General features: G+C 71.8%; 29 protein-coding genes. 14 read left to right on the top strand and 15 right to left on the bottom strand.

The features are described from left to right. Positions 1–11: 11 nt before the first annotated feature. Complete coding sequence (locus IE275_RS06280; protein ID WP_189708405.1) at positions 12–191, top strand: DUF6104 family protein; 180 nt, start codon at positions 12–14, stop codon at positions 189–191. Between the two features lie 317 nt (positions 192–508). Here IE275_RS06280 and IE275_RS06275 read toward each other — a convergent pair whose 3' ends face one another. Further along, positions 509–1342: a hypothetical protein gene (locus IE275_RS06275; protein ID WP_189708403.1), complete on the bottom strand. Its 834-nt coding sequence runs from the start codon at positions 1340–1342 to the stop codon at positions 509–511. A gap of 143 nt (positions 1343–1485) precedes the next feature. On the opposite strand from IE275_RS06275, the gene IE275_RS06270 reads away from it, so the two are divergent. Then, on the top strand, positions 1486–2394 hold the full coding sequence (locus tag IE275_RS06270; RefSeq protein ID WP_189708401.1) for a DUF4097 family beta strand repeat-containing protein: 909 nt from the start codon (positions 1486–1488) through the stop codon (positions 2392–2394). Between the two features lies 1 nt (position 2395). Beyond that, positions 2396–3460, top strand: coding sequence for a PadR family transcriptional regulator (locus IE275_RS06265; RefSeq protein ID WP_189708399.1), 1065 nt, complete (start codon positions 2396–2398; stop codon positions 3458–3460). An 18-nt stretch (positions 3461–3478) separates the two neighbouring features. Here the strand turns inward: IE275_RS06265 and IE275_RS06260 are convergent, their stop codons facing one another. The 4 genes from IE275_RS06260 to IE275_RS06245 all read right to left on the bottom strand — a co-directional run bounded on the left by IE275_RS06260 (position 3479) and on the right by IE275_RS06245 (position 6806). Then, positions 3479–4042 carry a Clp protease N-terminal domain-containing protein gene (locus IE275_RS06260; RefSeq protein WP_189708397.1) on the bottom strand — a complete coding sequence of 188 codons (564 nt, stop codon included), beginning with the start codon at positions 4040–4042 and terminating at the stop codon, positions 3479–3481. Beyond that, positions 4042–4251 (bottom strand): helix-turn-helix domain-containing protein, encoded by a 210-nt coding sequence (locus tag IE275_RS06255; RefSeq protein WP_111002852.1) that lies wholly within the window; start codon positions 4249–4251, stop codon positions 4042–4044. The genes IE275_RS06260 and IE275_RS06255 overlap by 1 nt, the downstream gene beginning before the upstream one ends. Positions 4252–4399: 148 nt before the next feature. Beyond that, complete coding sequence (locus IE275_RS06250; protein ID WP_189708395.1) at positions 4400–5365, bottom strand: zinc-binding dehydrogenase; 966 nt, start codon at positions 5363–5365, stop codon at positions 4400–4402. Positions 5366–5576: 211 nt separating this feature from the next. Further along, positions 5577–6806, bottom strand: a complete 1230-nt coding sequence (locus IE275_RS06245; RefSeq protein WP_189708393.1) for an NAD(P)-dependent malic enzyme — start codon at positions 6804–6806, stop codon at positions 5577–5579. Between the two features lie 654 nt (positions 6807–7460). On the opposite strand from IE275_RS06245, the gene IE275_RS06240 reads away from it, so the two are divergent. From IE275_RS06240 to IE275_RS06230, 3 genes are read left to right on the top strand one after another with little or no spacing between them, the layout of a single operon-like run. Next, complete coding sequence (locus IE275_RS06240; RefSeq protein ID WP_189708391.1) at positions 7461–8426, top strand: ABC transporter substrate-binding protein; 966 nt, start codon at positions 7461–7463, stop codon at positions 8424–8426. A 29-nt stretch (positions 8427–8455) separates the two neighbouring features. Beyond that, positions 8456–9418: an amino acid ABC transporter permease gene (locus IE275_RS06235; protein ID WP_189708389.1), complete on the top strand. Its 963-nt coding sequence runs from the start codon at positions 8456–8458 to the stop codon at positions 9416–9418. Then, on the top strand, positions 9415–10176 hold the full coding sequence (locus IE275_RS06230) for an amino acid ABC transporter ATP-binding protein (RefSeq protein ID WP_308435635.1): 762 nt from the start codon (positions 9415–9417) through the stop codon (positions 10174–10176). Before IE275_RS06235 ends, IE275_RS06230 begins: the two co-directional genes overlap by 4 nt. Positions 10177–10291: 115 nt before the next feature. On the opposite strand, the gene IE275_RS06225 is transcribed toward IE275_RS06230, so the two are convergent. From IE275_RS06225 to IE275_RS06215, 3 genes are all read right to left on the bottom strand, one after another. Next, positions 10292–11083 carry a hypothetical protein gene (locus IE275_RS06225; protein ID WP_189708387.1) on the bottom strand — a complete coding sequence of 264 codons (792 nt, stop codon included), beginning with the start codon at positions 11081–11083 and terminating at the stop codon, positions 10292–10294. Continuing rightward, a complete protein-coding gene (locus tag IE275_RS06220; protein WP_189708384.1) occupies positions 11080–11568 on the bottom strand; it encodes a SigE family RNA polymerase sigma factor in 489 nt (162 codons plus the stop codon). Before IE275_RS06220 ends, IE275_RS06225 begins: the two co-directional genes overlap by 4 nt. A 122-nt stretch (positions 11569–11690) precedes the next feature. Beyond that, on the bottom strand, positions 11691–12449 hold the full coding sequence (locus IE275_RS06215) for a class I SAM-dependent methyltransferase (protein ID WP_189708382.1): 759 nt from the start codon (positions 12447–12449) through the stop codon (positions 11691–11693). A 101-nt stretch (positions 12450–12550) separates the two neighbouring features. Here IE275_RS06215 and IE275_RS06210 point away from each other — a divergent pair, with 101 nt between their 5' ends. After that, positions 12551–13180, top strand: a complete 630-nt coding sequence (locus IE275_RS06210) for a CGNR zinc finger domain-containing protein (RefSeq protein WP_189708380.1) — start codon at positions 12551–12553, stop codon at positions 13178–13180. Here the strand turns inward: IE275_RS06210 and sodX are convergent. Next, positions 13084–13518, bottom strand: coding sequence for a nickel-type superoxide dismutase maturation protease (gene sodX, locus IE275_RS06205; RefSeq protein WP_189708378.1), 435 nt, complete (start codon positions 13516–13518; stop codon positions 13084–13086). The genes IE275_RS06210 and sodX overlap by 97 nt on opposite strands. A 146-nt stretch (positions 13519–13664) precedes the next feature. On the opposite strand from sodX, the gene sodN reads away from it, so the two are divergent. Both sodN and IE275_RS06195 read left to right on the top strand, forming a co-directional pair. Continuing rightward, positions 13665–14057, top strand: a complete 393-nt coding sequence (gene sodN / locus IE275_RS06200; RefSeq protein ID WP_189708376.1) for a superoxide dismutase, Ni — start codon at positions 13665–13667, stop codon at positions 14055–14057. A gap of 156 nt (positions 14058–14213) precedes the next feature. Further along, positions 14214–14972: a VOC family protein gene (locus IE275_RS06195; protein ID WP_189708374.1), complete on the top strand. Its 759-nt coding sequence runs from the start codon at positions 14214–14216 to the stop codon at positions 14970–14972. Between the two features lie 9 nt (positions 14973–14981). Here IE275_RS06195 and IE275_RS06190 read toward each other — a convergent pair whose 3' ends face one another. The 4 genes from IE275_RS06190 to IE275_RS06175 all read right to left on the bottom strand — a co-directional run bounded on the left by IE275_RS06190 (position 14982) and on the right by IE275_RS06175 (position 18731). Then, the gene (locus tag IE275_RS06190) at positions 14982–15179 is read right to left on the bottom strand and encodes a hypothetical protein (RefSeq protein ID WP_189708373.1); all 198 of its coding nucleotides are present in this window, start codon (positions 15177–15179) and stop codon (positions 14982–14984) included. Between the two features lie 53 nt (positions 15180–15232). Further along, entirely contained in the window at positions 15233–15568 is a 336-nt protein-coding gene (locus IE275_RS06185; RefSeq protein WP_189708371.1) for a DUF952 domain-containing protein, read from the bottom strand. Between the two features lie 653 nt (positions 15569–16221). After that, positions 16222–17328, bottom strand: a complete 1107-nt coding sequence (locus IE275_RS06180) for a family 2 encapsulin nanocompartment cargo protein polyprenyl transferase (protein ID WP_189708369.1) — start codon at positions 17326–17328, stop codon at positions 16222–16224. Further along, complete coding sequence (locus IE275_RS06175) at positions 17325–18731, bottom strand: family 2B encapsulin nanocompartment shell protein (RefSeq protein WP_189708367.1); 1407 nt, start codon at positions 18729–18731, stop codon at positions 17325–17327. The genes IE275_RS06180 and IE275_RS06175 overlap by 4 nt, the downstream gene beginning before the upstream one ends. Before the next feature lie 174 nt (positions 18732–18905). On the opposite strand from IE275_RS06175, the gene IE275_RS06170 reads away from it, so the two are divergent. Next, entirely contained in the window at positions 18906–19793 is an 888-nt protein-coding gene (locus IE275_RS06170) for a 1-aminocyclopropane-1-carboxylate deaminase/D-cysteine desulfhydrase (protein ID WP_229870121.1), read from the top strand. Positions 19794–19813: 20 nt separating this feature from the next. On the opposite strand, the gene IE275_RS06165 is transcribed toward IE275_RS06170, so the two are convergent. Next, on the bottom strand, positions 19814–21412 hold the full coding sequence (locus tag IE275_RS06165) for a Na+/H+ antiporter (RefSeq protein ID WP_189708363.1): 1599 nt from the start codon (positions 21410–21412) through the stop codon (positions 19814–19816). A 60-nt stretch (positions 21413–21472) separates the two neighbouring features. Here IE275_RS06165 and IE275_RS06160 point away from each other — a divergent pair, with 60 nt between their 5' ends. From IE275_RS06160 to IE275_RS06150, 3 genes are all read left to right on the top strand, one after another. Then, complete coding sequence (locus IE275_RS06160) at positions 21473–21733, top strand: UBP-type zinc finger domain-containing protein (RefSeq protein WP_189708361.1); 261 nt, start codon at positions 21473–21475, stop codon at positions 21731–21733. A gap of 317 nt (positions 21734–22050) precedes the next feature. Continuing rightward, a complete protein-coding gene (locus tag IE275_RS06155; protein WP_019058277.1) occupies positions 22051–22464 on the top strand; it encodes an ATP-binding protein in 414 nt (137 codons plus the stop codon). After that, positions 22461–23561 (top strand): RNA polymerase sigma factor SigF, encoded by a 1101-nt coding sequence (locus tag IE275_RS06150; protein ID WP_189708359.1) that lies wholly within the window; start codon positions 22461–22463, stop codon positions 23559–23561. The genes IE275_RS06155 and IE275_RS06150 overlap by 4 nt, the downstream gene beginning before the upstream one ends. Positions 23562–23592: 31 nt before the next feature. Here IE275_RS06150 and IE275_RS06145 read toward each other — a convergent pair whose 3' ends face one another. Then, positions 23593–24039, bottom strand: coding sequence for a hypothetical protein (locus IE275_RS06145; RefSeq protein ID WP_189708357.1), 447 nt, complete (start codon positions 24037–24039; stop codon positions 23593–23595). 183 nt (positions 24040–24222) lie between these two features. Here IE275_RS06145 and IE275_RS06140 point away from each other — a divergent pair, with 183 nt between their 5' ends. Continuing rightward, on the top strand, positions 24223–25191 hold the full coding sequence (locus IE275_RS06140) for a diacylglycerol/lipid kinase family protein (protein ID WP_189708355.1): 969 nt from the start codon (positions 24223–24225) through the stop codon (positions 25189–25191). Positions 25192–25297: the final 106 nt, after the last annotated feature.

The following is a 25297-nucleotide window of genomic DNA, read 5'->3' as shown; positions in this document are numbered from 1 at the left end:
TCCTGGACCTCATGTACTTCACGGACCGTGGCATCGAAGAGCTGGAGAAGCGGCGCGGCGAGGAGGAGGTCTCCTTCGAGTGGCTCGCCGAACAGCTGAGGACGTTCGTCGACCTCAACCCGGACTTCGAGGTCCCCGTGGAACGACTGGCCACCTGGCTGGCCCGGCTGGACGAGGACGACGACGAGTAGGCCCGGAACGGCAGAGGGGCGCCCCTTAGGGCGCCCCTTTCGTGTGTACGAGGGGGAGGCGGCGTTCTCGGGGGGGTGGGGTGCGTCGGGTGGGGGCTGGGGGCTGGGGCTGGGGACGGGTTCTGAGGCCGGGGCCGGGGGGCTGGGTGCCGGGGCTGGCGCCGGGCGCCAGGTGCCGAGGCCGGGTGCTGGGGCTGGGTGCCGAGGCCAGCGCCGGATGTCGAGGCCGGGTGCTGAGGCCGGGGCCGGGCGCCGGGTGCCGAGGCCGGGTGTTGGGGCTGGAGCCGGGTGCCGGGTGCTGCGACGGGGTGCCGTCGTCAGTCGCGTGGGCGCCCCAGGTCGTACGCCAGGCCCAGGAGGCCGTGGGCCAGGAGCAGGGCGCCCGCGGCGATCCAGCCGGTGCTGCGCCGCCGCAGGCCCCAGGCGGTGACGGGGAGGCCGGCCGTCACCTGGGCCAGGGCGAGGGCGTGTGCGCGGGGCGTGCCGGACCAGGGCAGCCAGGGGCCCAGGGGGCTGTTCTCGACGACGCTCTCCACGGCGTCGAGTTCCGTGCGGACCGTCTCGCGCCAGCCCGGCCATTCGATCCGCCGGACGTCGGCCCGCGCGCGGGCGGCCCGGCCGAGACGGTCCGCGGGGAGGCCGGGGGCCAGTCCGGCGGGGAGGACGAGCCCCGCGCGGGTGAGCACGGCGAGCAGCGCCCGCACGCGCGCGTGGGCATCGGCCTCGGCGTCCGCACGGGTCAGCCGCTCCAGGTCCTGGACGTCGAGGACGGGGTCGAGGCCGAGGCGGCCGGCGAAGGTGTGCAGGGCCTCGTCCTCGCCGTCCGGGGTGCCGTCGGCGAGCCAGGTGTAGCCGACGGGGCGACGGAAGCCGGACGCGAGGGCGAGGCCGGCCCGGTCGGCGTCCCACCACAGTGCGAGGACGGGCCAGGGCGCGCCGACGGCCAGGGCGGTCGCCCAGCCGGTGAGGACCTCGTCGACGGGGTCGTCGCCGCGCAGCCACGGCGCGCCCTCGGGCACCAGGACGCTCCAGTCGTCGCCGGCGCCGGTGAGCAGCATGCGGGCGCGCAGAAGGTGGGCCGCGGGGGCGACGGAGTCGGGGTCGGCCCGGCACAGGAGCAGGGCGCCGGGGGCGGTGTCTTCCGTCGGCATGTCCCCACGCTAGGACGATCCGCGCTCCCGCGAGTGCCGGTGATCACCCGAACGGGTGTCTTGACTTCCCGAGGTCGCGATATATCGTGAATAGCGGAAGACGCGATATGGCGCGTTGCCGTCGCACCGAGGAGGTCAGCACCATGTCCGAGTGGTCCGTCGCCGAGCCCAGGAAGCTTTCCTTCGACGAGCCGGTGAGCGACCTGCACGTGCGCCTGGTGAACGGCACGGTGAACGTCGTGGGCACCGAGGGAGGACCCGCCCGACTGGAGGTGTCCCGGATCGAGGGACCACCCCTGCTGGTGAGCCGGCGGGACGGCATCCTGACGGTGGCCTACGAGGACCTGCCCTGGAAGGGCTTCCTCAAGTGGCTGGACCGCAAGGGTTGGCGGCGCAGCGCCGTGGTCTCCCTGGCCGTGCCGGCGGGCACCCGCGTGGAGGTGGGCGTGGTGAGCGCCGGCGCGACGGTGTCCGGGATCGACGGACCCACCGAGGTCAAGGGCGTCTCCGGTGACACCACCCTGGTGGGCCTCGCGGGCCCGGTCCGCGCGGACACGGTGTCGGGGAGCGTGGACGCCCAGGCCCTCACCGGCGACCTGCGCTTCAACTCCGTCTCCGGGGACCTCACGGTCGTGGAGGCCGGCTCCTCCGTCAGGGCCGACTCGGTGAGCGGCTCGATGGTCGTCGACCTGGACCCCACGAGCGGGCCCACGGACATCTCGCTCGCCAGCGTCTCCGGCGAGATCGCCATCCGCCTCCCCCACCCGGCGGACGCGCACGTGGAGGCGAACACGGCGAGCGGTTCGGTCTCCAACGCCTTCGAGGACCTCCGGGTCAGCGGCCAGTGGGGCGCCAAGCGGATCACCGGCCGCCTCGGCGCGGGCAACGGCCGGCTGAAGGCCACGACGGTCTCCGGCTCGATAGCCCTGCTGCGCCGGCCCGCGACGGAGGACGGACCGGCCTTCGGCACAGGAGACAATGCCCCTTCCGGCCCGGAGGACGGCTCCCGCGACATCCCGGCCGACAGCACGACCGACAAGAAGGTGCTCTGACATGCCTCCCGTCTTCGCCCACGGCCGCCTCCGCCTCTACCTGCTGAAGCTGCTGGACGAAGCCCCACGCCACGGCTACGAGGTGATCCGCCTCCTGGAGGAACGCTTCCAGGGGCTGTACGCCCCGTCGGCGGGCACGGTGTACCCGCGGCTGGCCAAGCTGGAGGCCGAGGGTCTCGTCACCCACACCACCGAGGGCGGCCGCAAGGTCTACGCGATCACCGACGCGGGCCGGGCCGAGCTGGCCGACCGCAGCGGTGAACTGGCCGACCTGGAGCTGGAGATCCGCGAGTCGGTGGCGGAGCTGGCCGCGGAGATCCGGGCCGATGTGCGCGGCGCGGCCGGCGATCTGCGCCGCGAGATGCGGGCGGCGGCCTCCGAGACCCGGCAGGGGACCGGGGCGGGCCCCGCCGGGGAGCAGGAGTACGGCGACAAGGAGGCATGGCGTGCCGCCAAGGAGGAGATGCGCCGCGTCAAGCTGGAGTGGAAGGAGCAGGCCCGCCGGGCGAAGGACGAGAGCCGCCGCGCCCGTGACGAGGCCCAGCGGGCCCGCCGCCAGGCCAAGGAGGCCCAGGACCGCGCCGCCGCCCAGGCCCAGGAGGAGGTGCAGCGCATAGCGCGCCGCGTCCAGGAGCAGGTCCAGGACCACTTCGCGCGCGGCGACTGGCCGACGGGCGTCCGCGAGGGGCTGACCGAACTGGCCAAGGAGTTCGGCGAGTTCGGAAAGGACTTCGGCCGCGACTTCGGGTTCGGCCGCACCGCCGCCGACAAGGAGCCGACGGCGACGGCCCCGCCGTCGGCGACCCCGCCCTCGGCGGACCGGACCCCCGAGTACTCCCGCACCCCGGAGGACTTCCCCGCCGGGTACGAACCGGCCTGGGCCCACGAGGACTCCAGCGGCGACCCGGCGCGCGACCTCGACCGTCTCCTCGACCGCTTCCGCGACGACATCCGTGACGCGGCCCGCGACCACGGCGTCACCCCGGACCAACTCCGGGACGCCCGCCGCCACTTGTCGACGGCGGCGGCCCATATCGGGGTGATACTGCGGTCGCCGAAGAGCTGAGGCCGAGGGCGGGCCGGGTCAGCCGGCCCGGGCCTCTCCCCCGGCGCCCAGCACCCGGGTCAGGGATGCATGGGTCACCCCGTGGTCGGCGAGCACCTCGGCGGCCGGTCCGGGGGTGACGGTCATCGCGAGCAGGATGTGCTCGTCACCGATGAACCGCTCACGGCGGGCCATGGCCATCCGCAGGGACTGTTCCAGGATGCGCTTGGCCTCCCGGCCGAAGCCGGGGCGCCCGCCCCACCGGCCCCCGCTCTTCCCGTCGCCCGACATCGCGCCGGCGCCGTGCACCTCCTCGACCCGGGAGACGATCTCCGAGACGTCGATGCCCAGCCCCGCGAGGGCCTCGGTCTCGGCGCGGGACAGGCCCGCCCGCCGGCGGGTCTCGTCCAGCGCCGTGCGCACCGAGTCCTTGCGCTCGGCGAGCCCGAGGGCGGCCAGCGCGAACGACGCGCGGCTCGCCTCACGGTCCAGCAGCGCCAGCAGCAGATGCTCGACGTCGACGGTCCTGACCCCCGCCCCCTCGCAGTGCTCGACCGCACCGCGCACCACGTCCCGGGCGTCCTTCGTGAACCGCTCGAACATCACTGCCTCCCGTGCTTCTTGTGGACGGCCTGCCGGCTGACTCCGAGTTCCGCGGCGATCTCCTGCCACGACCAGCCCTGGTTGCGCGCACTGCGCACCTGCACCGCCTCCAGCTGTTCCAGCAGCCGGCGCAGTGCGGCGACGGCACGCAGTCCGACCCGTGGATCGCGGTCGCCGGCGCGCTCGGCGAGATCCGTTGCTTCGGTCATGGCGTCAACTTACATTGACAAGAGCGGGGGCGTCAACCGTGGTTGACAATCCGGGGACGCAAAAGGCGGGCCCGGGTTTCCGGACCCGCCTCACGGCGAAGGACGCAGGGGCGAAGAGCGAGGCGCGGCGCGCCCGGCGCGACGACCGTCAGGAGTGCGTGAGCACGATCTTGCCGAACTGATCGCCGGACGCGAGGCGCTCGAACCCCTCACGGGCGCGGTCCAGCGGGAGCATCTCGTCGATCACGGGGCGGACCCCGGTGGCGGCGCAGAAGGAGAGCAGATCCTCCAGCTCGTCCTTGGTCCCCATGGTGGAGCCGACGACCTTCAGCTCCAGGAAGAAGATCCGGGTCAGCTCGGCGTGCGAGGGCCGGTCACCGCTCGTCGCGCCGGAGATCACGAGCGTGCCGCCCGGCCGCAGCGACTTCACCGAGTGGGACCAGGTGGCGGCGCCGACGGTCTCGATGACGGCGTCCACCCGCTGAGGCAGCCGCGCCCCCGGCTCCACCGCCTCCACGGCACCCAGCTCCAGCGCCCGCTTCCGCTTGGCCTCGTCCCGGCTGGTCGCGAAGACCCGCAGCCCGGCGGCCTTGCCCAGCACGATCGCGGCGGTGGCGACCCCACCCCCGGCGCCCTGCACGAGCACGGAGTCACCGGGCCGTACGCCCGCGTTGGTGAAGAGCATCCGGTAGGCCGTCAGCCAGGCGGTGGGCAGACAGGCGGCCTCCGCGAAGGACAGCTCCCTGGGCTTGGGCAGGATGTTCCAGGTCGGAACGGCGACCTGCTCGGCGAAGGTGCCCTGGTAGCGCTCCGTGAGGATGGACCGGGGTTCCCTGGGGCCGACGCCGTGGCCGCTCTGGCCGATGACGGAGTGCAGGACGACCTCGTTGCCGTCCTCGTCGACACCGGCGGCGTCGCAGCCGAGGATCATCGGCAGCTTGTCCTCGGCGAGGCCGACGCCGCGCAGGGACCAGAGGTCGTGATGGTTGAGGGAGGCGGCCCGGACCTGGACGGTACTCCAGCCGGGACGGGCCTCGGGGGCCGGTCGCTCCCCCAACTCCAGTCCGGAAAGCGGCTGGTCGCGGTCGATTCGGGCGGCGTAGACGGCGAACATGTCCCTGACGATAGGGGCCGGGAGGGGTGGGGGAAACCGGGGGCCACTGTGAGACATGCCCTCTTGCGCAACGGCGTTCCCGTCGTGGCCGACCGGCCGGCGCCGGCCGGTCGGGCTCCCGGCACACCCGGCGCACGCCGCTCACCCGAACGGGCCAGCGGGTGGGCAAAGAAATGGCCCCGCCCGAACGGACGGGGCCATTCGAGGCACATCAGCGACGCGCGACACCCTCGGCACGGGCAGCGGCGGCGACCGCGGCCGTCACCGCGGGAGCGACCCGCTCGTCGAAGGGCGACGGAATCACGTAGTCCGCGGAGAGGTCGTCACCGACGACACCCGCCAGCGCCTCCGCCGCCGCGATCTTCATACCCTCGGTGATCCGGGACGCCCGCACCTGGAGCGCGCCCGCGAAGATCCCCGGGAACGCCAGCACGTTGTTGATCTGGTTCGGGAAGTCCGACCGCCCGGTCGCGACGACCGCCGCGTACTTGTGGGCGACGTCCGGGTGCACCTCGGGGTTCGGGTTGGCCATGGCGAAGACGAACGCGCCCTCGGCCATCGAGGCCACCGCCTCCTCCGGGACCGTACCGCCGGAGACGCCGATGAAGACGTCCGCGCCGGCCAGCGCGTCCTCGAGGGAGCCGGACAGCCCGGCCTTGTTGGTGAACCCGGCCAGCTCGCGCTTGACGTCGGTCAGGTCCTGCCGGTCCGCCGACACGATGCCCTTGCGGTCGGCCACCGCCACGTCCCCGATACCGGCCTCGACCAGCATCTTCGCGATGGCGACGCCGGCCGCGCCGGCGCCCGAGATGACGGCCCGCAGGTCACCGACGGCCCGCCCGCTCAGCCGCGCCGCGTTCCGCAGCGCCGCCAGCGTCACGACCGCCGTACCGTGCTGGTCGTCGTGGAAGACCGGGATGTCGAGGGCCTCCTGGAGCCTGCGCTCGATCTCGAAGCACCGCGGTGCCGAGATGTCCTCCAGGTTCACTCCGCCGAACGAGGGTGCGAGGCGCACCACCGTCTCGATGATCTCGTCCACGTCCGTGCAGGCGAGCGCGATCGGGACCGCGTCCACTCCGCCGAACTGCTTGAAGAGGATGGCCTTGCCCTCCATCACGGGAAGGGAGGCCTCCGGGCCGATGTCGCCGAGTCCCAGCACGGCCGTACCGTCGGTGACGACGGCGACGACCGAGGACTTCCAGGTGTAGTCGTTCACCAGGTCCGGCTGTTCCGCGATCGCGGTGCACACGCGCGCGACGCCGGGGGTGTACGCGAGGGACAGGTCGTCCTTGTCACGGATCGGGACGGTGGCCTGCACGGCCATCTTTCCGCCCCGGTGCAGCGCGAACGCCGGATCGAACGAGTCGAGGGGCTCCGCACCGCCCTCCTGGCCCGCATGGTCCGCGCTATCGCTGCGAGGATTGACGATCTCCGCTGCCACTGTTTTTTACCCCTTAGGTGTTCATGGTTGAGGGTGGCCACTCCTGGTGAGGAGTGGGCGGGCGCCGCGCAGAGCCCAGAGGTGATGCGTACGAGCGCCTGCGCGTCGGGCGCGCCGCACACGCGCCCTGAGCCCCGGATGAGGGGTGTAAAGAACCTTCTTACCGGACGGAGACCACAGCCGACGAGTCCATTCGTGCAAGGTCACATGGCGTCCCTTGCAGGACTCCTACAGTCCGCACCGCGCAGCCACGCCGCACCCGCCCCGCAGTCGTATCCCAGTGACATGACTCATGCGGGGAGAAGTGGACAACCATCGGACGGGGCCTTGACAAGACTCTTGACACAGACTCAAGTCAACGGACAGGCCGCATCAGTGGCGATCACATGGTGAGATGAACCGAAGATCTTTCGGCCGGAACGGGAGATTCCCGCAGATGGTCCGGCTCCGTCCGGCCGTGATGTACCGGACTGGTGCGGTTCGGGGGTGGCCCGTTATCCGATTTTGACATAGCTGGCCCCCTGAATGGCGTAGTCCGAATGGCAAGATGCCGTAATCACACGAGGTCGCGACACCCGAAGGTGTGTGTTCTCGTCGACCCATCGGCATTTGTCGACCCATCGGCATTCCATCCATCCGCCGGAGGAACCCACCATGACCGCACGCTCCACCCGACGCACGACCGCCTCGCGGACCCGCCTGGCAACGGTCGGATCCCTCGCGGTCGCGGGCGCCCTGCTCCTCTCCGCCTGTGGTGACCAGACCGAAGGCGGCGGTGACAGCACCTCCGACGCGACGGGCAACGCCAGCACCGCCCCCCTCTTCTCCAAGCTGCCCGCGGACATCCAGAAGAGCGGCGTCATCCAGGTCGGCACCAACGCCGAGTACGCCCCCATGGAGTCCGTCGACAACGGCAAGATCGTCGGTGTCGACCCCGACATCGCGGCCGCCCTCGGCAAGCAGCTCGGCGTCGACTTCAAGTTCACCTCGGGCGGCTTCGACACCCTGATCACCGCGGTCAACACCGGCCGCTACGACATCGCGATGTCGTCGATCACGGACAACAAGCAGCGCCAGGAAGGCCTGGACGACAGCGGCAAGAAGCTCGGCGAGGGTGTCGACTTCGTCGACTACTTCACCGCCGGCACGGCCATCTACGTCAAGAAGGGCAACCCCGAGGGCATCACCTCCCTGGACGACCTCTGCGGCCGGACCGTGGCGGTGCAGCGGGGCACCACGTACGAGGAGGCCCTCAAGACGCAGTCCGCGAAGTGCACGGACGGCGGCAAGAAGGCCATCAAGATCGAGTCCTTCGAGAACGACACCGAGGCCCAGACCCGCGTGAAGTCCGGCGGTGCCGTGGCCGGCGTCAACGACTACCCGGTCGCCGTGGACCTGGCCCGCAAGGCCGGCGGCGGCAACACCTTCGAGGTCCTCGACAAGCAGTACGAGGCCGCTCCGTTCGGCATCGTCGTCGACAAGAAGAACACCCAGCTGCGCGACGCGCTGAAGGAAGCCGTCGACGCGATCATCAAGGACGGCTCGTACCAGAAGGTCCTGGAGAAGTGGGGCGCCGAGAGCGGCGCGATCAAGGAAGCCGCGATCAACAGCGGCAAGTGATCCACCCGCACTTCTGAAGGGCAGTCCCCATGACTGACAAGCTCGAGAAGTCCTCGGCGGGCGTACCACCCGAGGACACCCCGCCGGTCTCGAAGGACTCGGAGTTCTCCGGCCCGCCGGAGGCCATCAAGGCCATCCCGGTGCGCCACTGGGGCCGCTGGGTCAGCGGCGTCGTCGTCGTCGCGCTCCTCGCGCTGCTGGTCAACGCGTTCGCGAACGGTGACATCCAGTGGGGCACCGTCGGCGACAAGGTGTTCGACTCCACCGTCATCGCGGGCGCCGGCCGCACCCTGCTGATCAGCATCCTGGCCATGGTGCTCGGTGTGGTCCTGGGTGTCGTCCTGGCCGTGATGCGGCTGTCGAAGAACCCGGTGACCAGCACGGTCTCCTGGCTGTACATCTGGTTCTTCCGCGGCACCCCGGTCTACGTCCAGCTGCTGATGTGGTTCAACCTGGCGCTGATCTTCCCGATGCTGAACCTCGGGCCGATCTACAAGGACGAGATGACGGACGTCATGACGCCGTTCATGTGCGCCCTGCTCGGCCTGGGTCTGAACGAGGCCGCGTACATGGCCGAAATCTGCCGTGCCGGCCTGCTGGCCGTGGACGAGGGTCAGACCGAGGCGTCCCACGCCCTGGGCATGAGCCACAGCAAGACCCTGCGCCGGATCGTCATCCCGCAGGCGATGCGCGTGATCGTGCCGCCGACCGGCAACGAGTTCATCAACATGCTGAAGACCTCGTCGCTGGTGTACGTGGTGACGTACAACGAACTGCTGCGCTCGACCTCGGTGATCGGCTCCTCGTCGTTCGCCGTGATGGAACTGCTGTTCGTCGCCTCCATCTGGTACCTGGTCATGACCAGCATCTTCAGCGTCTTCCAGTACTACCTGGAGCGTCACTACGCACGCGGCAGCAGCCGTAGCCTGCCGCCCACGGTCTTCCAGAAGATCAGGGCGAACCTGTTCGGATCCTCGAGGAGCAAGGCATGACCGCGATGGTGAAGGCCGAGGGCGTCCACAAGTCCTTCGGCGCGGTCGAGGTCCTCAAGGGCATCGACCTGGAGGTCAAGAACGGCGAGGTGTTCTGCCTCATCGGCCCGTCCGGCTCCGGCAAGAGCACGTTCCTCAGGTGCATCAACCACCTGGAGAAGATCAACGCCGGCCGTCTGTACGTCGACGGGAATCTGGTGGGCTACCGCCAGAAGGGCGACAAGCTGTACGAGCTGAAGGACAGCGAGGTCGCGCTCCAGCGCCGGGACATCGGCATGGTGTTCCAGCGGTTCAACCTGTTCCCGCACATGACGGCGGCGGAGAACATCGTCGAGGCCCCCGTGCAGGTCAAGGGCGTCAGCAGGGCGCAGGCCAAGCAGCGGGCGCTGGAGCTGCTGGACCGGGTCGGTCTCGCCGACAAGGCCGGCAACTACCCCGCGCAGCTCTCCGGCGGCCAGCAGCAGCGGGTGGCGATCGCCCGGGCTCTGGCCATGGACCCGAAGCTCATGCTGTTCGACGAGCCGACCTCGGCCCTCGACCCGGAGCTGGTCGGTGACGTCCTCGACGTCATGCGCGACCTGGCCGAGTCGGGCATGACGATGGTCGTCGTCACCCACGAGATGGGCTTCGCCCGCGAGGTGGGCGACAGCCTGGTCTTCATGGACGGCGGCGTGGTCGTCGAGTCCGGCAACCCGCGCGAGGTTCTCACGAACCCGCAGCACGAGCGGACGCAGGCGTTCCTGTCCAAGGTGCTGTAACCCGGCAACGCGGAAGGGGCGGTACGGAGTTCCCGTACCGCCCCTTCCGCGTGTCACCCGTCTCCCGTGCCGCGCTCCTCGGTCGCCCCCTTCCCGTGCCGCTCTCGCCCCTGTCCTACGGCAGCAGCTCGTCGCTGAGCGCCAGTTCCCGCAGCTGCGCCCGCGTCAGGGGGTACGTCTTCAGCGGCGGGCCCTGCGAGCGGACCCCGCTGAAGCCGGTCAGGTCACTGAGGGTGAGCAATGTCCCGTCGTCGAGCCGCAGACGGGCCGAGAGCAACGCCCCGCCGGAGACCACCACCGCCCGTGCTCCGGCGGACTTCTGTTTGACCGCCCACTTCGTGGCGGCCGTCTCCCAGATCGACAGCAGGCCGACGCCGGGAATCCTCTCGTTGGTGCACCGGTCCGCGATCGCAGCCAGGTCGGCCAGGGCGCACGAGTCGGGCCCGGGGTCGGTGCCGGTCTTCTCGACGCCCTTGACGCCCTTGACGCCCTTGACGCCCTTGACGCCCTTGTCCACGTGGATGGTGATGTACCCGATGCCTCCGGCCCGGGCGACGGAGTACTCCCCGTCGTAGGGCCCGACGTTCTTTCCGGCCAGCGGCCCGCCCCCGCCCCGCAGCAGGCTCCCCAGTGACACCTCGCGCACCGTTCCCACGTCCGAGGGCAGCAGCTTCTCGAATCCGGCCGCCCGGCCGCCGGCGTTCGCGGACGTCGTCGAGGGAAGCAGGCCGGACCCCAGGAGGACTCCCCCGGTGACCACGGCGGCGGCCGCCGTGGTCACCGCCGTGCGCCGCCTCAGCCGCTTCGCCGCGGCCCGCGCGAAGACGGACTCGCCGCCCGGCCCGGGAGGCACGGCCACCGTGTCGACGGCCCGCCCCAGCAGCTCCCGAACTTCCGTGTCGTTCATACGTGTTCCTCCCGCACCGCGGCCTTCAGGGCCGCGAGTCCCCTCGCCGTGTGGCTCTTGACCGTGCTTTCCCGCATGCCGAGCAGCTCGGCGGTGGCGGCGACACTGAGGTCCTCCCAGTAGCGCAGCACCAGCACCGCCCGCTGCTTGGGGGTGAGCTCCGCCAGGGCGGCCCGGACCATCAGGCCGGTCTCGTTGTCCGCCTGCTGCGCGGGCACGTCGGGCAGTTCGCCGTACGCGTGCTCGCGGCGCCAGAACCGTCGGCGTCCCGAGACGAACGTGTTGACCAGCGTCCTGCGCGCATAGGCGTCGAGGTTGTCCAGCCTCCCGTGCCGGCGCGCGCCGAGGACGACCCTGACCAGCGTGGTCTGGACGAGGTCCTCGGCCTCGTCCCGGTTGCCGCACAGCAGGTAGGCGCTGCGGAACAGCGCCGTGCGCCTGCCCTCGACGAAGACATGCAGCGCCGTGTCCGTGCCCCGCCTCATCCCTCCCCCTCTCCCGGCCCTCCCGTGGGGACCGTCTCACCCCTTCCAGTGCGGTGGGAGGGTGTGGGGGACGCAGCGGAGGCGGTACGAATTCCTTCGTACCGCCTCCTGGCCCGTCGGGGTCACTTCAGCGCGAGCAGCAGCGTGTCCGAGGGGGACGCCCACACCGGCCGGGCCTCCGTGAATCCCCTTTCCTTCAGCACGCGCGCGTGCCAGGCGGCGGAGGGCATGTCGCCGTCGGCGTGTTCGCCGTAGATCTCGAAGCGGCGGGCGGTGGGGGCGGCCAGGACCGGGTCCTGGGCGGCGAGCTGCCACCACTCGGCCCAGTCGAGGGCGCCGTCGACCCTGGCCTGATCCATGCGGGTGTGCCGCTGGGCCCGTTCCGCCGCGTTGATCCGGGGCGTCGAGTCGTCGATCATGTGGTCCGCGTTCATGAAGACACCGCCGTCGCGGACGAGTTCCGCGATCCGACCGTAGAGGGCCGCGAGGGGTTCGCTGTGCAGCCAGTGCAGGGCCGTCGCGGTCAGTACGGCGTCGTACGAGTCGTGCGGCAGCCGGGCGGGCCAGTCCGGGTCCTTGAGGTCGGCGGTGACGAGGGTGACGCGGTCGTCGCCCGCGAAGGTGCCCTCCGCGATGGCCAGCAGGGCCGGGTCGAGGTCGACGCCGGTGCTGGTGGCGTCGGGGAAGCGGGCGAGCAGCCGGGCGGTGACGGTGCCGGTGCCGCAGGCGAGGTCGAGGACGCGCGGTGCGGTGCCGACGAGCGCCTCGACCATGTCCAGCATGATCCGGAAGCGGTCCTCCCGGTCGGGCATGTACCACTCCTGCTGACGGTCCCAGCTCTCCTGCCAGGCCTGCCAGTCGGTTCCCGTACCCGTGGTCATGGGAGCACTCCCCTCCGTCGCCCGCGTAATACCCTGGATGCACGATCAGCTGTTACCCCGACCGCACCCACGACCCTAGAGCTCCCCTGTAAGGACTACAAGTGGAACTGGCCTATTACTCGGATTACGCCGTCCGTCTCGTCAACAGCGAGGAGCCGGCCCGGGGCAAGGACTCGCTGACCTCGGTCGAGGCCGTCCGCGACCTGTTCGGCGGCAACCAGTCGGCGGCCCGCCGCGCCACCGACGCGGACGTCACCCGGTTCCGCTCGGTCCGGGCCCGGCTGCGCGCCGTCTTCGAGGCGGCCGACAGCGGCGACGAGACGCTCGCCGTGGACCTGCTGAACTCGCTGCTGCTGGAGTTCCCGGTCAGCCCGCAGATCTCCGGCCACGACTTCCGCGACGACGACGGCCGCCCGCTGTGGCACATGCACCTGGCCGACCACCCGTCGAACGCGACCGCGGGCTACGCCGCGATCGCCGCCATGGGCCTGGCCTTCCATCTGACGGAGTACGGCGTCGACCGGCTCGGCCTGTGCGAGGCAGCGCCGTGCCGCAACGCCTACCTGGACACCTCCACCAACCGCTCCCGGCGCTACTGCTCGGACCGCTGCGCGACCCGCGCCAACGTGGCCGCCTACCGCGCCCGCAAACGCCTGGAGGCCGACCGGGCGGACAGCACGGGCCTCGCGGCCGAGAACGCCCAGCGCACCCACGCGAACGGGGAGCGCTGAGCGGACGTGCGCGGCCGGTAGCGCAGCCGCACCCGGCCCAGGATCAGCTCGTCGGGCACGGTCCCGTAGTCGGTGCTGTCGCCACCGGCGTAGGCGTTGTCCCCGAGGACCCACCAGCCGCCCTCACGGCGCTCCGCGGCCCGCTTGACGACGAGCAGGTCCTGCTGGAAGGGGTGCCGCAGCACGACGACGTCTCCGGGCCGGACCCTGGCCCCGTACTGCACCACCAGCTGGTCCCCGTGGTACAGCGTGGGCACCATCGACGGACCGGTCACCTCGGCCAGTCCGAACAGCGCGGCCACCCTGCCGCGCTCGGTCTCCTGCGACAGCTCCGGCATCGCCGGCACCTCCCCTGGTCCGTTCCTCCACCAGTCTCAGTCTGACCCCGGACTTTTGTCCTAAGCCCATGGGGGCACTCGCGAAAACCCTTCCCGCAGGGAGTAATGTCCCACCTGAGAAGACGATCACGAGGAAGGAACGCTCCATGCTTTCCCGCCTGTTTGCCCCCAAGGTCAAGGTCAGCGCGCACTGCGACCTGCCCTGCGGCGTGTACGACCCGGCCCAGGCCCGCATCGAGGCGGAGTCGGTGAAGGCCGTGCAGGAGAAGATGGCCGCCAACGACGACCCGCACTTCCAGGCGCGTGCCACGGTCATCAAGGAGCAGCGCGCCGAGCTCGCCAAGCACCACGTCTCCGTGCTGTGGAGCGACTACTTCAAGCCCCCGCACTTCGAGAAGTACCCGCAGCTGCACGTGCTGGTCAACGACACCCTGAAGGCCCTGTCGGCCGCCAAGGCGTCCGCCGACCCGAAGACCGGTGAGAAGGCCCTGGAGCTGATCGCCGAGATCGACCGCATCTTCTGGGAGACCAAGGCCTGACATCCGGGCCTCCCCCACCGGCGGTCGGTGCACCACCGCGGGCCCGGGGGTTCTCGGAAAAGGGCCCGGTCGACGCACGTCGTCGACCGGGCCCTTTTCGTACGCCAGCCCCGGGCCCGCCCCAGGCCCGCCCCGGGGCCTGTCTACGATCACCGCATGGACTCCCGCACCCGCGTCCGCTGGACGTACGCCTTCGCCGACCGGCCCGCCGAACGCTTCGCGCGGGCGTGCGACTTCTGGACGGCCGTCACGGACACCCGGCTGTCCGCGTTCCGCGGCGAGCGCGAGGAGTTCGTCACGCTGCTCGCGGAGGGCGCCGACGCCTGTGTGAAGGTGCAGGGGGTCGCCGGCACGGAGGGCGGCGCGCATCTCGACTTCGCCGTCGAGGACGTGCCCGGGTTCGTCGCGGCGGCGCTGGAGCTGGGCGCGACGACCGTGGCCGCGCACGACGGATGGTCCGTACTGCGCTCCCCCGGCGGGCAGTCGTTCTGCGTGGTGCCGTGGCACGGCGAGTCGGTCCGGCCGCCCGTGGTCGCCGGCAGCCGCCTGGACCAGGTCTGCCTCGACGTCCCACCCTCCGCGTACGACGCCGAAGTCGCCTTCCTCGGTGCCCTGCTGCCCGACTGGACGTCCCGGGCCGGCTCCCGGCCCGAGTTCCATGTGGTCGAGCCCCCGGCCGGGCTGCCGATCCGCATCCTGCTCCAGCGCCTCGGCGGCGAGGCACCCGCCGCCGCCCACCTCGACCTGGCGAGCGGACCGGACATCGGCGCCGTCCGCGCGCGGCACGAGCGGCTCGGCGCGGTCCTCGTCGCCGAACAGCCCCACTGGACGGTGATGCGTGACCCGGCGGGCGGCCTGTACTGCCTGACCGGCCGCGACGCGGAGACCGGCGGACTGCCGCGAGCGGACGCCTGAGCCCGCCCGCTAACGGCCCGTCGCCCGGATGCACAGCACGACCCCGCCGTCCGGATCCCGGGGACACGCGTCGTCCTCGTCGACCTCCGCGCTGAGCAGCGGCGCGGCCGACTCCTGGGGCGTGGGCCCCCCGGACGGCCGTTCCGCCTGTCCGTTCGTGTCCTGGAGCCACAGGGTCAGGGCGCCCCCGGCGACCGCGGCCGCCACCCACACTCCGACGGCCCACCGCCACCGTCGGCGCCGGCTTCCCCCCGCCGCCGTCACCGCCAGGGCTCCACGTCCACGACGGCGTCCACCGGGATCGGCCCGTACACGTGCGGGAACTCCTCGCCGCCGGGCTCCGGGGCCTCGTACCTCAGCGGGACATCCAGCCGGGCGGGGTCCACGACCAGGACCACCAGCTCGTCGGGGCCGTCGTACGCGCCGTAGAGGAACGCGGCGACCTTGGGGAGCTGGGCGCGGGTCGAGCAGTGGATGAAGCCCTCCTCGGCGAGGGTGCGGCCGCGGGTCGACCAGGCGTAGGCGCCCTGCTCGCGGGCCGCGCTCCACAGGGCGCGCTCGGTGAGGTGCAGGACGTACGGGAGGGGTGTGGTCATGGGCTCACGCTAACCGGTGGGCCGCACGGGAGCGCCGGAATTCCGTCCGGGCTCCACTCCCTCCTCGACGTACGCCTCGCACTTCGGGTTGTGGCAGGGGCCCGCGACCCAGCGCGGAACCCAGGCGCCCAGCGTTTTGTGGCGCTGGACGACTGACTGCACGGACTGTCCACAGGCGGGACAGCTGCGTTGTTCCCTGTCCATGCCCTCAGGGTAGGGCGGTCCGGGCGCCGGCGCTCCCTGCTGTCGGCCGGAAATCGCGGGGAGCCCCCGGGAGCACCGGTGGGGCGAGAGGTGTCCCGGCGGGAACACGGGCGGGCCCCGCACACCGTGGGGATGTGCGGGACCCGTCGGGCCGGCGCCACGGACGCCCTACGGAGTCAGGGCCGCGGGGTCCGGGGTGCCGGGTCAGGGGGACCCGGGTCGTGAAGGCACCGGGTGCCGGATCGGGGTCGTGGGGTCGGGTGCCGGGTCGCCGGGCAGGGGTGCCCGGTCGTGGGGATCCGGTTCGTGGGGACGGATCCGGCTCGTGGGGACGGGGACCGGCTCGTGGGGACGGGTGCCGGCCTCGGGACGGGTGCCGGGTTCCGGGGCGTGGGCGTTCGCCCGCCTGTGGGGCACCGCCCGTCGCCCTTCGGCCCCGTCGCCCTGTCTCAGTTGCTGCGGCGGGTCACGAACTCCGCCAGGGACAGCAGGCCGCCCGCCGACTCCGGGTCCGGGATCGCCCGGGCCAGCTCCGACATCGCCCGGGACATCCGGTCGGCCGCCTGGTCCTGCGCCCAGGCCCGCCCTCCCGCCTGTTCCACGGCGAGTGCCGTGCGGTCCAGGTCGGCCGGCTCGTACGGCGCCGCGTACAACGCGGCCAGCTCGACGGCCGCCTGGGTGCCGGAGGACAGCGCGGCGACCACCGGCAGGGACTTCTTGCGGACGGCGAGATCCGCGCCGGCCGGCTTGCCGGTGTGCCGCGGGTCGCCCCATATGCCGATGACGTCGTCGATGAGCTGGAAGGCGAGCCCGGCCTCGCGGCCGAACGCGTCCAGCGCGTCGACGTCCTCCTCCGCCGCGCCCGCGTACAGCGCGCCGACCGCGCAGGCGCACCCGATCAGCGCCCCGGTCTTGGCCTCGGCCATGGCGAGCACCTCGTCGAGGGCGACCTCGCCGGGGTCGCGCCGCTCCATCGCCGTGTCCACCTGCTGGCCGGCGCAGAGTTCGACCACACAGGCCGCGACCCGCGCGACGGCCGCCGTGGACGCCGGGTGCGGGTCCTCCGCGAGCATGCCGAGGGCGAGTGCCTGGAGGGCGTCCCCTGCCAGGATCGCGTCGGCGTCGCCGAACACGCTCCAGACGGTGGGGCGGTGGCGGCGGGTGGCGTCCCGGTCCATCACGTCGTCGTGCAGCAGCGTGAAGTTGTGGACCAGTTCGACCGCCGCGGCCGCCCGCACGGCCGCCGCGCGGGCCGCCGGGCCGCCGAGTGCGGCGGCCGCGGCGAGGACGAGCGCGGGACGGATCGCCTTGCCGGCGTTGCCCGTGGCCGGGGTGCCGTCGGCGTGCTCCCACCCGAAGTGGTAGCGCGCGATCCGGCGCAGCGGTCCGGGCAACGCGTCGACGGCCGCGCGCAGTTCGGGGTCGACGGACACCCGTGCGCGCTCCAGGATCGCCGCCGCCTCCTGCCCGTCGGACGCACCCGGCCCGGTCCCGCCCTGGCTCCCGACGGACCCCCGCGTTCCGCGCGTCCCGTACGGCCTGGTGGCGGAGGTCACCGCCAGCGGCCGATCTCGACGTTCTCCAGGACGCCCAGCGCGTCGGGCACGAGGACGGCGGCCGAGTAGTAGGCCGTCACCAGGTACTTGATGATGGCCTGTTCGTTGATGCCCATGAACCGGACGGACAGGCTCGGCTCGATCTCGTCCGGGATGCCTGACTGGCGCAGGCCGATGACGCCCTGGTCCTGCTCGCCGAGACGCAGCGCGATGATCGAGCTGGTCCGGGCCGGGGTGACGGGGATCTTGTTGCACGGGTAGATCGGCACGCCGCGCCAGGTCGGGATCCGGTTGCCGCCGATGTCGATCGTCTCGGGGACCAGCCCGCGCTTGTTCAGCTCACGGCCGATCGCGGAGATCGCGCGCGGGTGGGCGAGCAGCATCTTGGTGCCGCGCCGCCGGCTGAGCAGCTCGTCCAGGTCGTCCGGGCCGGGCACGCCGTCGTGCGGCTGGAGCCGCTGGTCGTACTCGCAGTTGTGGAGCAGCCCGAACTCCCGGTTGTTGACCAGCTCGTGCTCCTGGCGCTCCTTGAGCGCCTCGACCGTCAGCCGCAGCTGCTGCTCGGTCTGGTTCATGGGCTGGTTGTAGAGGTCGGCCACGCGGGTGTGGATGCGCAGGACGGTCTGGGCGATGCTCAGTTCGTACTCGCGCGGGCGGGCGTCGTAGTCGACGAAGGTGTGCGGGATGTCCGGCTCACCGGCGTGGCCCGCGGCCAGGTCGACCTCCTTCTCGCCGTACTTGTTGGTGCGCTGCTCGGGGATCGCCCGGAGCTGCTGGAGGTGCTCGCGCAGGGTGTCGGCGCGCTCCGCGACCTGCTCGACCTCCTGGCGGGGCAGGATCAGCACCGTGCAGGCGGTGTCCGCGCGGGCCGTGTACTCCCAGATGGCGTCGCCGTCGAGCAGCGCCTGGTCGCCGAAGTAGGCGCCGTCGGCGAGCACCCCGAGGACCTGGTCGTCGCCGTAGGGGCCGGTGCCGACCTTCTCCACCCTGCCGTGTGCCAGCAGGTAGACCTCGTCGGACTGGCTGCCGAAGGACGCGATGACCTCGCCGGGGCCGAACTCCCGCTGCCGGCAGCGCTGGGCCAGCTCCGCCAGCACCTCCTGGTCCTCGTACGAACGCAGCGCCGGCAGTTCGCCCAGCTCGGCCGGGATCACCTCGACGCGGTCGCCGGTCTTGACGAACGTGATCCGGCCGTCGCCGACCGCGTACGTCAGTCGCCTGTTGACCCGGTACGTACCGCCCTGCACGTCCACCCAGGGCAGGGTCCGCAGCAGCCAGCGGGAGCTGATCTCCTGCATCTGCGGTGCGGACTTGGTCGTGGTGGCCAGGTTCCGCGCGGCCGCGGTGCCGAGACTCTGCTGCGGCGTGCCCGAATCCGTGCGGACCTCTTCGCCTACCGACATGAGAAATTGCCCTCCCAAATCATGCACGGGCGCCGAACTGCGCCGATGCACTGTTCACGCGAGCCAGCCTTCCATCACGGTGTGTGCCCGTGCCATTACCCGAAAGAGCGGGAATGGATCATTGCGGAGCCGGGAAGAGGGACGTTTCCGCGAACGATGTTCGACAATGACCGGGTGACCGACCTGCGCCCCCGCCTGCCCTCCCCGCTCCAGGAGGTGGCCGACGACCGGTTCGCCCGGCACGGCGTGCGGCTGCTGCTGAAGCGCGACGACCTGATCCACCCGGAGCTGATCGGCAACAAGTGGCGCAAGCTCTCGCCCAACCTGGAGCGGGCGGCGGGCCGGACGCTCCTCACCTTCGGCGGGGCCTACTCCAACCACCTGCGCGCCACCGCGGCCGCCGGCCGGCTGCTCGGACTGCCCACGGTCGGCGTGGTGCGCGGCGACGAACTGGCCGGCCGGCCGCTGAACCCGTCCCTGGCCCGCTGCGCGGCCGACGGCATGCGCCTGCACTTCACCGACCGCGCGACCTACCGCCGCAAGGCCGAGCCGGACACCCTGGCGACGGTCCTGCGGACGGCCGGCGCCGAGGACGCGTACGTCGTCCCCGAGGGCGGCAGCAACACGCTCGCCGTGCGCGGCTGCCGGGCCCTGGGCGAGGAGCTGCGCGGCCGTGCCGATGTCGTCGTCCTGGCGTGCGGCACCGGCGGCACGCTCGCCGGGCTGGCCGCCGGGCTCGCCCCCGAGCAGCGCGCCGTCGGCATTCCGGTTCTCAAGGGCGGCTTCCTCGGCGAGGAGATACAGGCCCTCCAGCAGCAGGCTTTCGGCGCCCGGCGCGGCGCCTGGCGTCTCGACGACCGGTTCCACTTCGGCGGCTACGCGCGCGTTCCCGCAGAGCTCGACTCCTTCGCCGCGGACTTCGAGCGGCGCCACGGGATCCCGGTCGAGCGTCTCTATGTCGCCAAGTCGCTGTACGCCCTTGTCGCCCTCGTCGAGGAGGGCGCGTTCCCGCGCGGGACGCGCCTCGCGGCGGTCGTGACGGGGGCACCCTTCCCCGCCTGAGCGCTCGCCCGGCCGAGCGGCTACGTGGCCTCCCGGTAGGCCGCCGCCTCCTCCAGGTCCAGTCGGCGCAGCAGGGCCCGCAGCATCTCGTCGTCGATGTAGCGGCCGTCGCGGAGGCGGACGAAGACCTCACGCTCGGCGCTGATCATCTCGCGGGCGAGGCGGCGGTAGGTGTCGTCGACGGTCTCGCCGGTGACCGGGTTGGCCTGGCCGAGGCGCTCCCAGACGGCGTTGCGGCGGCGCTCCAGGACGCTGCGCAGCCGGTCGGCGAGCGGTGGGGGCAGGGTGTTGCGCTCGTCCGCCAGCAGGGCGTCCAGGCGCTCCTCGGCGACCCGGGACGCCTGCGCCTGGGCGTTGGCCTCGGCGAGCGTGGCGGCCTGCGGGTCGGGCTCGGGGAACTTCAGCAGCCGGATCATCGGGGGCAGGGTCAGGCCCTGCACGACCAGGGTGCCGATGACGGTGGTGAAGGTCAGGAACAGGATCAGGTTGCGGTGCGGGAAGGGCCCCTCGCCGTGGTCCACGGTCAGCGGGATGGAGAAGGCGATGGCCAGCGAGACCACGCCCCGCATCCCGGCCCAGGCGATCACGATGGGCCCGCGCCAGGTGGGGTTCTCCTCCCGCGCGCGGATGCGGGCCGACAGCAGCCGCGGCAGGAAGGTCGCCGGGTACACCCACAGGAAGCGGACCGCGACGACCACCAGGAACAGGGCGATCGCGTACCAGGCGGCGTCCAGGCCCTCGTAGTCGCCGAGTCCTCTGAGGACGACCGGGAGCTGGAGGCCGATCAGGGCGAAGACCGCCGACTCCAGGATGAAGGCCACCATCTTCCACACGGCCTCCTCCTGGAGGCGGGTGGCGAAGTCGACCTCCCACGCGCGGTGCCCCAGGTAGAGGGCGACGACGACCACGGCGAGCACACCGGAGGCGTGGAACTGCTCGGCGGCCGCGTAGGCGACGAAGGGGATCAGCAGGGAGAGCGTGTTCTGGAGGAGGGGTTCCTTCAGATGGGTGCGCAGCCAGTGCAGCGGGGCCATCAGGACCAGCCCCGCGGCGACCCCGCCGACCGCCGCCACCAGGAATTCCTCGATGCCGCCGGCCCAGGAGGCGCCCTCGCCGACCACGACCGCGAGGGCCACCTTGTAGGCGGTGATCGCGGTGGCGTCGTTCAGCAGGGACTCGCCCTGGAGGATCGTGGTGATCCGTGAGGGGAGGCCGACCCGGCGGGCCACCGCGGTCGCCGCGACCGCGTCCGGCGGCGCGACGACCGCGCCCAGCACCAGCGCCGCGGTCAGCGGCAGCCCCGGCACCAGCAGGTACACGGCCCAGCCGACGACGAGCGTCGCGAAGAGCACGTAGCCGACCGACAGCAGGGCCACCGGCCGCAGCTGGGCTCGCAGGTCCAGGTAGGAGCTGTCGGTCGCCGAGGTGTACAGCAGCGGGGGCAGCAGGAGCGGCAGGACGACGTCGGGGTCCAGGGTGTAGTCCGGGACCCCGGGCACGTACGACACCACCAGGCCGACCGCCACGAGCAGCAGCGGCGCCGGCACCGGGGTGCGCCGGGCCGCGGCCGCGATCGCCGCACTGCCCGCCACCAGCAACAGCAGTGGCATCACGTCCATGTCTTGCCCGCCCTCGTTTTTCCGCGCGGTCGTCCGCACACCCGTCGTAATCTGGCAATCATGAAACAGTGCACGCACGCCGACGCGCTGCCCGACCCCGAACCCGTCGCGCTCGGCGAGACGTGTCCCGAGTGTCTGCGCGACGGCACCCACCCGGTACAGCTGCGGCTGTGCCTGACGTGCGGCCACGTCGGCTGCTGCGACTCCTCGCCCGCCCGGCACGCGACGGAGCACCACAAGGACTCCGGGCACCCGGTGATGCGTACCTTCGAACCCGGCGAGAACTGGCGGTGGTGCTTCGTCGATCACGTTCTGGTGTGAACATCCACGGCCGCCCGTTCGTTTCAGTTCTGAGACGGTCCGAGCGCCGTACTCGTGAGACGGCCCGGCCGTCCGGCGGGTACGGTTCGACCATCTGACGCCTGGGTACGTCAACCCGGCGCGCCCTCTTCCCTTTTGGGTCCGCAGACCCCCTAGACACGGAGCGTGTTCACAGCTTTACTGTGAGTGACGCCAGGGGGTTGGGGTCCCGGGACGGGAGACCGGAGAGCGCGGTAGCGTCACCGCTGCACCACCCACGCGTTACGCCGGGGGGCGACCCTCGGCCCCGAAAAGCTTGTACCACCTTGGAGGTGAGGGTGTCCCAGATCGCAGGCGAGCCCGCGACCCAGGACTTCGTGGAAGTCCGGCTGCCGGCTGCGGGTGCCTACCTGTCGGTGCTGCGGACGGCCACGGCCGGCCTCGCGGCCCGTTTGGACTTCACCCTGGACGAGATCGAGGACCTCCGCATCGCGGTGGACGAGGCCTGCGCGATCCTGCTCCAGCAGGCCGTGCCGGGCTCGGTACTCAGCTGTGTGTTCCGGCTGGTCGACGACTCGCTCGAGGTGACCGTCTCGGCGCCGACCACGGACGGCCACGCCCCCGCGCGGGACACCTTCGCCTGGACCGTCCTGTCCGCCCTCGCGGGCAAGGTCTCCTCGGCCGTCGACGAGGACAAGACCGTGTCGATCAGCCTCTACAAACAGCGCGGCGCGGGACCCGGGCCGGCGTGAGGAACGGGGACGGGCCGGTGCGGGACGAAGAGCGCGGCACACGGGAGCTGCCGGCCGAGGACACAGTCTCTCCGGGCGGTTCCCGACGCATGACGGCGGATGGCATCGACGGCATTCCCGAGCAGGCCAGGCCGCACCCGGAGGACGATCCGGCCTCCGCGGAGGCCGGTCTCCCGGATGATGCCGTGCAGGACGGCTCGCCTCAGGAGAGGCGGATGGGGGGTTCCCCCGGCCGGGCTGCCGAGGCCAGGGCTCGACAGAGGGCGACGGGCGGGACGATGAGCGAGCACCAGCGAGACGACGAACACCGCGTGCCGGGCACGCAGCACGAGCCCCGTCCTGAAGGGGACCGCAGCGGGGCACGGGCGATGTTCGTCGAGCTGCGCGGACTGAAGGACGGCAGCCCCGAGTACGCGGAGCTGCGCAACCGGCTGGTCCGGATGCACCTGCCGCTCGTGGAGCATCTCGCGCGCCGCTTCCGCAACCGCGGGGAGCCGCTGGACGACCTCACCCAGGTCGCCACCATCGGACTGATCAAGTCGGTCGACCGCTTCGACCCGGAGCGCGGCGTGGAGTTCTCCACCTACGCGACCCCGACGGTCGTCGGCGAGATCAAGCGGCACTTCCGCGACAAGGGCTGGGCGGTGCGGGTGCCGCGGCGTCTCCAGGAGCTGCGTCTCGCGCTGACCACGGCGACGGCGGAGCTGTCCCAGCAGCACGGCCGCTCCCCCACGGTCCACGAGCTGGCCGAGAAGCTCGCCATCTCGGAGGAGGAGGTCCTGGAGGGCCTGGAGTCCGCCAACGCGTACTCCACGCTGTCCCTGGACGTGCCCGACACCGACGACGAGTCCCCTGCGGTCGCGGACACGCTGGGCGCGGAGGACGAGGCGCTGGAGGGCGTCGAGTACCGGGAGTCGCTCAAGCCGCTACTGGAGGATCTCCCGCCGCGTGAGAAGCGGATCCTGCTGCTGCGCTTCTTCGGCAACATGACCCAGTCGCAGATCGCGCAGGAGGTCGGCATCTCGCAGATGCACGTCTCCCGGCTGCTGGCACGCACGCTGGCGCAGCTGCGCGAGAAGCTGCTGGTCGAGGAGTGACGAAGGAAGGCGAGGGGAAGCCCCCGAGGGGCTACCTCTGGTCCTGTACGTTGCCCGGCCCCCGGATCCCGAGGGCCCGGGTCGTCTCTCCGTTGACGAGCAGGACGAGCGCCGCGACGGCGACGGCCGCGAGCGCGATACCCGCCGGGATCGCCATGCTGTCGGCCTGGAGCAGGTTGTAGGCCACGGGCAGCGCCATGATCTGTGTGATGACGGCGGGTCCGCGGCTCCAGCTGCGCATCCCCAGCAGCCCGCGCGCGGCGAGCAGCGGCAGCAGGGCGAGCACGATCAGCGTGATCCCGCCGGTGACGGCCTGCTGCCGGTCGTCCGGGGCGCCGGTGACCCCCAGGACGAGGATCCAGATCCCGCCGACGACCAGCGCCAGCCCCTCCAGGCCGGTCAGCGCGGCGGCGTAGGTCAGACGGCGCGGGCGGGCGCCTGCGGTCTCGGGGGCGACGGGGCTCTGCTCACTGCTCACCCCTGAAGGGTAGCCGTCGGGGCCCACGGTTCCCCGGCCGCCCGCGCGCCGGCCGACGGCCTCTCCTCGGAGCACCGGCCCGCCCGGACGTGCGGCGCTCGTGTCGAGCCTCACCCCGCGATCTCCTGTCCGATCACGGCCTCGGCCTGTGCCGGGTACCACCCAGTAGGTACGCTGCAACCCATGCGTGCACTTCTCGTGGTCAATCCGGCAGCAACGACGACGAGTGCACGGACGCGTGACGTCCTCATCCACGCGCTCGCCAGCGAGATGAAGCTGGAGGCGGTCACCACCGAGTACCGCGGGCACGCGCGTGACCTGGCACGACAGGCCGCGGAGAGCGGGAACACCGACATGGTCGTGGCCCTCGGCGGCGACGGCACCGTCAACGAGGTGGTCAACGGTCTGCTGCACGCCGGCCCCGACCCGGAGAACCTGCCCGGTGTCGCGGTGGTCCCCGGCGGCTCCACCAATGTCTTCGCCCGCGCCCTGGGTCTGCCCAACGATCCGGTGGAGGCCACCGGCGCCCTGCTGGACGCGCTGCGCGAGGAGCGCCAGCGCACGGTCGGCCTGGGTGTCGTCTCGGGCACGCCGGGCTCCGAGGACGAGGCGGTGCCCTCGCGCTGGTTCACCTTCAACGCCGGGCTCGGGTTCGACGCGGGGGTCGTCGGCCGGGTCGAGCAGCACCGGGAGCGCGGCCGGAAGTCCACCCACGCGCTCTATCTCCGGCAGGCCGTGCGCCAGCTCCTCGGCGAGTCGCACCGCCGGCACGGGTCGATCACACTGGAGCGGCCGGGCGCGGATCCGGTGACCGATTTGGTGCTGTCCATAGTCTGCAACACGGCTCCGTGGACCTATCTGGGCAATCGCCCGGTGTACGCGTCGCCTAAGGCCTCGTTCGATACAGGGCTCGACGTACTCGGTCTCAGCCGTCTGTCCACTGCCGCGGTTGCCCGGTATGGCACCCAGTTGCTCACTTCGTCCCCCGAGCGCGGTCCGCACGGCAAGCACGCCCACTCCTTCCACGACCTGGACCAGTTCACCTTGCATTCGAAGGCGCCTCTGCCCCTCCAGATGGACGGCGACCACCTCGGACTGCGTACGAGCGTGACGTTCACAGGCGTACGCCATGCACTGCGTGTGATTGTGTGAGCAGAAAGGGCTGAAGTCCTTTCACTCGAACGTTTAGGCCAGGGTCCACCCCATGGAAGTACGGCTGTGACCTAGTCGACACCGAGGAATCAAAAAAAACTTTCCG

Origin of the sequence: Streptomyces phaeofaciens, assembly GCF_014648915.1 — a bacterium.
Lineage (GTDB): Bacteria > Actinomycetota > Actinomycetes > Streptomycetales > Streptomycetaceae > Streptomyces > Streptomyces phaeofaciens.
The sequence above is the reverse complement of the archived record's forward strand: the minus strand, read 5'-3'. Positions and strand labels throughout refer to the sequence as shown.